Annotated in this window: 8 protein-coding genes, 1 tRNA gene and 2 riboswitches; of the genes, 8 read left to right on the plus strand and 1 reads right to left on the minus strand. The window is 70.0% G+C overall.

What is annotated here, in order from left to right; all coding sequences use genetic code 11:
* The 8 genes from Talka_RS11960 to Talka_RS11635 all read left to right on the plus strand — a co-directional run.
* Nucleotides 1–230: hypothetical protein (locus Talka_RS11960; protein WP_221933897.1), on the plus strand; the 230-nt coding region annotated here is incomplete at its 5' end.
* 57 nt (nucleotides 231–287) lie between these two features.
* Nucleotides 288–398: riboswitch (glycine riboswitch) on the plus strand.
* Nucleotides 399–417: 19 nt separating this feature from the next.
* Nucleotides 418–564, plus strand: a riboswitch (glycine riboswitch).
* A 26-nt stretch (nucleotides 565–590) separates the two neighbouring features.
* A complete protein-coding gene (gcvT, locus tag Talka_RS11605; RefSeq protein WP_143891483.1) occupies nucleotides 591–1,745 on the plus strand; it encodes a glycine cleavage system aminomethyltransferase GcvT in 1,155 nt (384 codons plus the stop codon).
* Between the two features lie 51 nt (nucleotides 1,746–1,796).
* Nucleotides 1,797–2,162, plus strand: a complete 366-nt coding sequence (gcvH, locus tag Talka_RS11610; protein ID WP_143891484.1) for a glycine cleavage system protein GcvH — start codon at nucleotides 1,797–1,799, stop codon at nucleotides 2,160–2,162.
* Nucleotides 2,163–2,185: 23 nt separating this feature from the next.
* Nucleotides 2,186–5,140, plus strand: a complete 2,955-nt coding sequence (gene gcvP / locus Talka_RS11615) for an aminomethyl-transferring glycine dehydrogenase (protein WP_143891485.1) — start codon at nucleotides 2,186–2,188, stop codon at nucleotides 5,138–5,140.
* A 40-nt stretch (nucleotides 5,141–5,180) separates the two neighbouring features.
* Nucleotides 5,181–6,014 carry a shikimate dehydrogenase gene (gene aroE / locus Talka_RS11620; protein WP_143891486.1) on the plus strand — a complete coding sequence of 278 codons (834 nt, stop codon included), beginning with the start codon at nucleotides 5,181–5,183 and terminating at the stop codon, nucleotides 6,012–6,014.
* Nucleotides 6,015–6,080: 66 nt separating this feature from the next.
* A complete protein-coding gene (gene tal, locus Talka_RS11625) occupies nucleotides 6,081–7,037 on the plus strand; it encodes a transaldolase (RefSeq protein WP_143891487.1) in 957 nt (318 codons plus the stop codon).
* 52 nt (nucleotides 7,038–7,089) lie between these two features.
* A complete protein-coding gene (locus tag Talka_RS11630; RefSeq protein ID WP_143891488.1) occupies nucleotides 7,090–7,578 on the plus strand; it encodes a MerR family transcriptional regulator in 489 nt (162 codons plus the stop codon).
* 9 nt (nucleotides 7,579–7,587) lie between these two features.
* Nucleotides 7,588–7,664: transfer RNA gene (locus Talka_RS11635), tRNA-Pro, on the plus strand.
* A gap of 132 nt (nucleotides 7,665–7,796) precedes the next feature.
* On the opposite strand, the gene Talka_RS11640 is transcribed toward Talka_RS11635, so the two are convergent.
* A complete protein-coding gene (locus tag Talka_RS11640; RefSeq protein ID WP_143891489.1) occupies nucleotides 7,797–8,087 on the minus strand; it encodes a hypothetical protein in 291 nt (96 codons plus the stop codon).
* Between the last annotated feature and the right edge of the window lie 997 nt (nucleotides 8,088–9,084).

Consider the following 9,084-nt stretch of genomic DNA (forward strand, 5'->3'; position numbering starts at 1 on the left):
TTCTCGGGCCCGTGCAGCGCGTCGTCCTTGAACTGAAAATCCTGCACAAGAGCCTGGAGGCCACGATCGAGGAGGGCCTCACCCAGACCGCCGCCTACGCCGAGCAGTGCGGAGCGCAGGAAGCGCACCTGATCGTCTTCGACCGCCGGCCAGGCATCAGCTGGGACGACAAGATCTTCCATCGCAGCGCAACGGTGGGCGCTCGCACCATCGGGGTGTGGGGGATGTGAAGCAGCGCCTAAAGCGCTGGCGCCCCCCTCCACTCAAGACCATCACACAAGCTACAATCCTAAATATCAGGAGAGCGCGGCTTCTCTAGCTACGAGCGCAAAAGAGGTCGCCGCCGAAGGCGCAGGCCCGCGGGCCGAACGCTCAGGCAAAAGGACTGATGCCCCGCCCGCGCCGCGTGCGGCTGGCGGGTTTCCTGCTGGAGAGAGGCGCCGCCGTCGCCGGACCGAACCCCGGACGGCCGCGTCCACCGAAGGAGCAAACGGATCGCGGCGACTGCCTCGGGCGGCGCTGGGACCCGTGAATCTCTCAGGTAAAGCGGACAGCAGGCGTGCTCCGGCCCGGGAATGCGGGCCGGCCCGATGCCCCTTGACGGGAGGCCCGCCTTGTCCACTGCCACCACCGATTTGCTGACCACCCCGCTGCACGCGCTGCACCTCGAGCTCGGTGCGCGCATGGTGCCGTTCGCCGGCTACGCGATGCCGGTGCAGTACCCCGCCGGCCTGCTGCGCGAGCACCAGCACACGCGCCAGGCCGCCGGGCTGTTCGACGTCTCGCACATGGGGCAGATCACGCTGCGCGGCGCCGACGCCGCCGCCGCGCTGGAGAGCCTGATCCCGATGGACGTGCTGGGCCTGGGGCTGCACCGGCAGCGCTACGGCCTGCTGCTGGCGGACGACGGCGGCATCCTCGACGACCTGATGTTCGTCAACCGCGGCCATGACCTCTACCTGATCGTCAACGGCGCCTGCAAGCACGCCGACCTGGCGCACCTGCAGGCCCGCATCGGCGCGCGCTGCGCCGTCACCGCGCACTTCGAGCGCGCGCTGCTGGCGCTGCAGGGGCCGCTGGCGGCGCAGGCGCTGCAGCGCCTGCTGCCTGGGGTGGAGCGGCTGGTGTTCATGAGCGGCATGCCCGTCACCTGGCAGGGCGCCGAGCTCTACGTCACGCGCAGCGGCTACACCGGCGAGGACGGCTTCGAGATCGGCCTGCCGGCCGAGGCCGCCGAGCCGTTCGCGCGCGCGCTGCTGGCGCAGCCGGAGGTGCAGCCGGTGGGACTGGGCGCGCGCAACTCGCTGCGGCTGGAGGCCGGATTGTGCCTCTACGGGCAGGACATCGACCGCACCACCACGCCGGTGGAGGCGGGCCTGACCTGGGCGATCCAGAAGGTGCGCCGCAGCGGCGGCGAGCGCGCCGGCGGCTTTGCGGGCGCCGAGCGCGTGCTGGCGCAACTCGACGGTCGCGCCGAGGTGGCGCGCCGCCGCGTGGGCCTGAAGGCGCTGGAGCGCATCCCGGTGCGCGAGGGCGCGCCGCTGCAGACCCCCGACGGCACACCGGTGGGCCAGGTGACCAGCGGGCTGCTGTCGCCGACGCTGGATCAGCCGATCGCGATGGGCTACGTCGCCAGCGCCCACGCCGCCCCCGGCACGCGGCTGCAGGCCATCGTGCGCGGCAAGCCGGTGCCGATGGAGGTGGCGCCGCTGCCTTTCGTCGCCCCGCGCTACCACCGCGGCTGAAGGCCGCCGCCCCCCGAACGACGTTTTCCCTTTCTCTGCAGGAGCCCTCCGATGACCCTCAAATTCACCCCCGAGCACGAATGGATCCGCGTTGACGGCGACCTCGCCACCGTCGGCATCACCCCGCACGCGCAGGACGCGCTGGGCGACGTGGTGTTCGTCGAACTGCCCGAGGTCGGCAAGCGCCTGGCGCAGAAGGAGGTGGCCGGCGTCGTCGAGTCCGTCAAGGCCGCCGCCGACGTTTACGCCCCGGTCAGCGGCGAGGTGGTCGAGGTCAACGAGGCGCTGCGCGCCGACCCGTCGCTGGCCAACGGCGACCCGATGGGCGCCGGCTGGTTCTTCAAGCTGCGCCTGGCCAACCCCGCTGAGCTCGACGGCCTGCTGGACGAGGCCGCCTACCAGCAGATCGCCCACTGATCCCTTCGCCCCGAGACCGAGCGATGACCCGCGCCGCCCCCACCCCGCTGGCCGACCTGCTGCCGCAGGGCGAATTCGTCGCCCGCCACATCGGCCTGACCGACGCCGACCAGCAGCGCATGCTGGCCGCCATCGGCGAAGACAGCCTCGATGCGCTGACCGCCAGCATCGTGCCGCAGGCGATCGCGCGCCTGGACGCGATGCAGCTGCCCGCCCCGGCCAGCGAGGCCGAGGCGCTGGCCGAGCTCAAGGCCATCGCCGCGCGCAACAGGCTGCTCAAGAGCTTCATCGGCCAAGGCTACTACGGCACGCACACGCCTGGCGTGATCCTGCGCAACGTGCTGGAAAACCCCGCCTGGTACACCGCCTACACGCCGTATCAGGCCGAGATCTCGCAGGGCCGCATGGAGGCGCTGGTCAACTTCCAGACCATGGTGGCCGACCTCACCGCCATGGACATCGCCAACGCCTCGATGCTGGACGAGGCCACCGCCGCCGCCGAGGCGATGACGCTGGCGCGCCGGGTCGTCAAGGCCGCGGGCGCCGTGTTCGTCGTCAGCGCCGACTGCCACCCGCAGACGATCGAGGTCGTGCGCACGCGCGCCGAGCCGCTGGGCCTTCAGGTGCGCATCACCCACAGCCGCGAGGAATGGCTGCAGGCGCTGGCGCGCGACGACTACTTCGCCGTGCTGACGCAGTACCCCTCGACCACCGGCCGCATCGATGACTGGCGCGAGGACATCGAGCGCGTGCACGCGCGCGGCGCCGCCTTCGTCGTCGCGGCGGACCTGCTGGCGCTGACGCTGCTCACGCCGCCCGGGGAGTGGGGCGCCGACATCGTGGTCGGCAGCGCGCAGCGCTTCGGCATGCCGATGGGCGCAGGGGGCCCGCATGCCGGCTTCATCGCCTGCCGCGACGCCTTCAAGCGCTCGCTGCCCGGGCGGCTGGTCGGCGTCAGCGTCGATGCGCACGGCCAGCCGGCCTACCGGCTGGCGCTGCAGACGCGCGAGCAGCACATCCGGCGCGAGAAGGCCACCTCCAACATCTGCACCGCGCAGGTGCTGCCGGCGGTGGTGGCTTCGATGTACGCGGTTTACCACGGCCCGCAGGGGCTGCGCCGCATCGCCGAGCGCGTGGCCTCGCTGACCGCGGTGCTGGCCGCCGGGCTGGCCGAGCTCGGCCACCACCCGGCCAACGGCACCGCCTTCGACACCCTGACGCTGCACCTCGGCCAAGGCGCGGCTGCGGCCCTGCTGCGCGCGCGCGAGGCCGGCATGAACCTGCGCGACGCCGGCCACGGCAACGTCGGCATCGCGCTGGACGAGACCACCACGCGCGCTGACGTCGAGGCGTTGTGGAAGGTGTTCGCGCTGCCGGGCCAGCCGCTGCCGGACTTCGAGCGGCTCGCGGCCCAGGCGCAGCCGCTGCTGCCGGCGGCGCTGCGGCGCACCTCGGCCTACCTGACGCACCCAGTCTTCAACAGCTACCACAGCGAGACCGCGATGCTGCGCTACCTGCGGCGGCTGGCGGACAAGGATCTGGCGCTGGACCGCACGATGATTCCGCTGGGCTCGTGCACGATGAAGCTCAACGCCACGAGCGAGATGATTCCGGTCACCTGGCCCGAATTCGCGCACGTGCACCCGTTCGCCCCGGCGGATCAGCTGGAAGGCTACCGGCTGCTGGACGAGCAGCTGCGCGCCTGGCTGGCGCAGGCCACCGGCTACGCCGCCATCAGCCTGCAGCCCAACGCCGGCTCGCAGGGCGAATACGCCGGGCTGCTGGCGATCCGTGCCTGGCACGCCGCGCGCGGCGAGGGCCACCGCGACGTCTGCCTGATTCCGACCTCCGCGCACGGCACCAACCCGGCCAGCGCGCAGATGGTGGGCTACCGCGTCGTGCCGGTGGCCTGCGACGCCCAGGGCAACGTCGACATGGCCGACCTGCGCGCCAAGTGCCAGCAGCACGCGCGGGAACTCGCCTGCATCATGATCACCTACCCGAGCACGCACGGCGTGTTCGAGACCGAGGTCGCCGAACTGTGCCGCCTCGTGCACGAACATGGCGGCAAGGTCTACATCGACGGCGCCAACATGAACGCGCTGGTCGGCTTGGCCGCGCCCGGCCGCTTCGGCGGTGACGTCAGCCACCTCAACCTGCACAAGACCTTCTGCATCCCGCACGGCGGCGGTGGCCCCGGCGTCGGCCCGGTGTGCGTGGTGGAAGAGCTCGCCCCCTACCTGCCCGGCCATGCCACCGCGCACGCCGCCGGGGCTTACGCCGGCGCCGCGCCGCGCGAGGCGGCGGTCGGTGCGGTCAGCGCTGCGCCGCTGGGCAACGCGGCGGTGCTGCCGATCAGCTGGATGTACATCCGCATGATGGGCGCCGCGGGCTTGAAGCGCGCGACGCAAACCGCGATCCTGGCGGCCAACTACGTCAGCGCCCGGCTGCGCGCGCACTATCCGACGCTTTACGCCAGCGCCAACGGCCACGTCGCGCACGAATGCATCCTCGACTGCCGCGCGTTCAAGGACAGCGCCGGCATCATGGCCGAGGACATCGCCAAGCGCCTGATGGACTACGGCTTCCACGCGCCGACGCTGTCGTTTCCGGTGCCCAACACGCTGATGGTGGAGCCCACCGAAAGTGAAAGCCTCGCGGAGCTGGACCGCTTCATCGACGCGATGATCGCCATCCGCGAGGAGATCCGCGCGGTGGAGCTGAGCGTGTGGCCGCGCGACGACAACCCGCTGAAAAACGCCCCGCACACCGCCGCGCACTGCCTGGAGGAAGCCTGGACGCACCCCTACCCGCGCGAGCAGGCCGCCGCGCTGCCGTTCCACCGCGCGCACGGCGGCGCTGGCAGCAAGTACTGGCCGCCGGTGGGGCGCGTCGACAACGTCTACGGCGATCGCAACCTGTTCTGCAGCTGCGTGCCGGTGGCGGAGGCGGCGCTCGCGGCTCAAGCCACGCCTTGAAAGGCAAGGAGCGCACGGCAATTCGGCGACAATCGGCGGCATGGATCGTTACGCCGTCATCGGCCATCCCATCGGCCACAGCAAGTCGCCGCTGATCCACGCGCTGTTCGCGCGGGCCACCGGCCAGACGCTGGACTACACCGCCATCGAGGCCCCGCCGGACGGCTTTGCCGCCGCGGTGGACGCCTTCCGCGCCGCCGGAGGGCGCGGCCTCAACGTCACGCTGCCGTTCAAGGTCGAGGCCTGCGCCTACGCCGACGAGGTCAGCCCGCGCGCACGGGTGGCCGGAGCGGCCAACGCGCTGGCGTTCGATGACGGCCGCTGCCGTGCCGACAACTTCGACGGCGTCGGTCTGGTGCGGGACCTGGAGGTCAACCTCGGCCAGCCGCTCGCGGGCCGGCGCGTGCTGGTGCTCGGCGCGGGCGGCGCGGCGCGCGGCGCGCTACCCGCCTTGCTGGAGGCCGCGCCGGTCGCGCTGGTGGTGGCCAACCGCAGCCCCGCCAAGGCCGAGGCGCTGGCGCAGGCGCTGCAGGATCAGGGCTTCGGGCACGGCGTTCTGGCGGCCTGCGGCTACGCCGAGCTGGCCGCCCAGCCGCCGTTCGACGTGGTGATCAACGCCACCGCCGCGAGCCTCGGCGACGAGCCGCTGCCGCTGCCGCCGGCGGTGTTCACGCCGGCCACGCTGGCCTACGACATGGTCTATGGCAAAGGGCTGACCGCGTTTCTGCGCCAGGCGCGCGCGGCCGGCGCCACGCGGCTGGCCGACGGCCTTGGCATGCTGGTCGAGCAGGCCGCCGAAAGCTTTGCCTGGTGGCGCGGTGTGCGCCCCGACACCCGGGCCGTGATCGAACGCCTGGCCGTGCCGCTGACCTGAACCTTCCATTCCGCGGCGGCGTGCGCCGATCCGCGCCGGCTGCCTCCTCGCCTCGCTCCCTGGCCCATGAACCAGCTCGACGCCCTCAAGCGCCACACCACCGTTGTCGCGGACACCGGCGACTTCCTGCAGATCGCGCAATTTCAGCCGCGCGACGCCACCACCAACCCGTCGCTGATCCTGAAGGCGGCGCTCAAGCCCGAATACGCACCACTCGTCAACCAAGTGCTGGCACGCCACCACGATCGCCCCTTGGACGAACGCGTGGACCGGCTGCTGGTGCGCTTCGGCTGCGAGATCCTGCGCATCGTGCCGGGCCGCGTCTCCACCGAGGTGGACGCGCGCCTGAGCTTCGACGCCGCCGCCACCGTGGCGCGCGCCCGCCGCCTGATCGCGCTCTACGAGGCCGAAGGCGTGCCGCGCGATCGCGTGCTGATCAAGATCGCCGCCACCTGGGAAGGCATTCGCGCCGCCGAGCAGCTGGAGCGCGACGGCATCCACACCAACCTCACGCTGCTGTTCAGTTTTTGCCAGGCGGTGGCCTGCGCCGACGCTGGTGTTCAGCTTATCTCGCCATTTGTCGGCCGCATCTACGACTGGCACAAGGCGCGCGCCGGCGCGCAGTGGGACGAGGCCGCGATGGCCGGCCCGAACGACCCCGGGGTGCAGTCGGTGGCGCGCATCTGGCGTTACTACAAACATTTCGGCATCCGCACCGAGGTGATGGGCGCAAGTTTCCGCCATACCGGGCAGATCCTGGCGCTGGCCGGCTGCGACCTGCTGACCATCAGCCCAGAGCTGCTGGCGCGCCTGGCCGCCACTCCGGGTGACGTGCCGCGCGCGCTGGACGAGGACGAGGCCCGCCGCGCCGACCTGCCGCAGGTGCACTACCGCGCCGGCGACGAGGCGGCGTTTCGGCTCGCGCTCAACGATGACGCCATGGCCACCGAAAAGCTCGCCGAGGGCATCCGTCTGTTCTGCGCCGACGCGCAGCGGCTCGACGCGCTGGCCGCGCGAATCTGAGCAGCGGCCAACAGCTTGCGCTACAGTTGCGGCTCCATCGTTGACTTCTGCCATGACGCACGAGGCCACGCTGCCCCCCATTCCGCCCAAGCGCTACTTCACCATCAGTGAAGTCAGCGAGCTCTGCGGCGTCAAGCCGCACGTGCTGCGCTATTGGGAGCAGGAATTCACCCAACTTCGGCCTATGAAGCGCCGCGGCAACCGGCGCTACTACCAACATCACGAGGTGTTGCTGATCCGCCGCATCCGTGAACTGCTCTATGAAGAGGGCTTTACGATTCAAGGGGCGCGGCACCGGCTAGCCCACTGGCCGATCACCCAGGGTAGGGAGACCCAGGCTCGCGAAGCCGAAGGCAGCTGCGCGGCAGAAACGCCAACACAGAAATCGGCCTTTGACTCAATAGGCATCGACCAGCCAGCCCCATGGGCCGGGCTCCCCGCCAAAGCTCGCCATCGACTGGCCGCTGAGCTACGAGCGATTTGCGCGCTGCTGCCCCCAAGCCAAGGGGTTTGTCAAGCCGCTGACGACGATGCCTTATAATAAAGGCTTCGGCGTGTAGCGCAGCCTGGTAGCGCACTTGCATGGGGTGCAAGGGGTCGCGAGTTCGAATCCCGCCACGCCGACCAAACAAATTAAGAGCTTACGTGAGCGATCGCGTAAGCTCTTTTCCTTTGCCAACGGCTCAAACCCAGCCTGGTGGCCAATTATCGGGTGGCACACTTGCAGACGGCGGCTGCAGATTCGCGGCAACGCCTTTGTCACCGGGCGGCCTGGCGCCTTTTGGGCACCAGCAACGACATGTCAAACAGCGTCTTTAGCTGCTCGATCAGCTGCGCGATCGCCTCGCGCTTGACGCGGCTTTTAACGTCCACCACCACCGTGTTGACCTTGCCGTGGGCCCAGGCCAGCGCCTCGTATTCGCGCTCTTGACCGTCCTTGCGAATGCGGCTGCGCGGACTGACGATGGCCATGTGAAAGCGCCGTCGCAGCAGCCGCTCCATCGTCGGCAGTGCCAAGCCCTTAGCGAAGGAGCCGAGCTTGTCGCCCATGCCGCCAATCTGGCGGCCCTGCTTGGCGAACTGGCGCTTTCAAGTTTGCGCAGCTGGCAGTCGGTTTCCTGAGTGCGACGATCGGTCTCGCGGCTGTGCTCGGCCAAGGCGGCGATCCCGGCCTTGAGGTCGTCTCAGGACAGGTCAGTGGCAGGGGGGCATGGCGCTCGAGGCCGTATCCATCCCTGCGCCTTCAGTCTAGCAGAGGCAGAGCCGGTATCCTGGACTGCAGCGCTGCCGCTCCACGGCCCCAGCCGCCGCGGCTCGGCCCCATCGGCACATCGCGGCCTCTCAGCTCAGTGCCCCCGCTGCCAGCCAGCCCTGGACGTGCACACGGGGCGGCACAGGAAAGTAGCGAAAGGGTTCAAGTGCCTCGCAGTGCCTCGCATATCGGCCTTAGGCAACCCGGCCGGCCACCAAGCACACTCGCAACCCAAAAGACTGGCGATGCAGCACCAGCCCCCCATATCGCCATTGCACTTACCCTTGGATTGGTTGGCTGCGGCAGCATAGCCGCCGAATCGGCTGCCCGTCCAATCCAGCTCATCGAGGAACTTCCCTCGCTCGACCGCGGTGCCGCGCAACCCCCGAGGACGATCCGGCCGTGCCGCTGACGCAGCCTTGGACGGAACCGCGCAAGCGCCTTGGCGCGCGCAATCCTGCGTCAGCCCGCGGCGCAGGCTCCATCAACCAACCGCGCAAGCCGAAAGAAGAACCCGTCTCCCGCTTGCGCGATACGCCGTCAACGCGATTCCGATTTCCAGCCACAACGTCCTTCGCCTCCCTAAAGTTGCCCCGCGCCTGACCGATAACACAGTTACCCAAGCGGCAACCCAGCAGGTGTCGCGCAACGTTCAACCTCACAGCACGGCAAGGAGCACGGACATGCCACAGGTGATCAACACGAACGTGATGTCGCTGAATGCGCAGCGCAACCTCAATGGTTCGCAGGCGGCGATGGGCACGGCGCTGGCGCGGTTGTCGTCGGGCCTGCGCA

Origin of the sequence: Tepidimonas alkaliphilus (genome assembly GCF_007556595.1) — a bacterium.
Classification (GTDB): Bacteria; Pseudomonadota; Gammaproteobacteria; order Burkholderiales; family Burkholderiaceae_C; genus Tepidimonas; species Tepidimonas alkaliphila.

Coding starts and splice junctions, on each gene's coding strand:
- gcvT (WP_143891483.1), top strand. CDS start 591: ATGCCCCTTGACGGGAGGCCCGCCTTGTCCACTGCCACCACCGATTTG.
- tal (WP_143891487.1), top strand. CDS start 6,081: ATGAACCAGCTCGACGCCCTCAAGCGCCACACCACCGTTGTCGCGGAC.
- gcvH (WP_143891484.1), top strand. CDS start 1,797: ATGACCCTCAAATTCACCCCCGAGCACGAATGGATCCGCGTTGACGGC.
- aroE (WP_143891486.1), top strand. CDS start 5,181: ATGGATCGTTACGCCGTCATCGGCCATCCCATCGGCCACAGCAAGTCG.
- Talka_RS11640 (WP_143891489.1), bottom strand. CDS start 8,087: ATGGGCGACAAGCTCGGCTCCTTCGCTAAGGGCTTGGCACTGCCGACG.
- gcvP (WP_143891485.1), top strand. CDS start 2,186: ATGACCCGCGCCGCCCCCACCCCGCTGGCCGACCTGCTGCCGCAGGGC.
- Talka_RS11630 (WP_143891488.1), top strand. CDS start 7,090: ATGACGCACGAGGCCACGCTGCCCCCCATTCCGCCCAAGCGCTACTTC.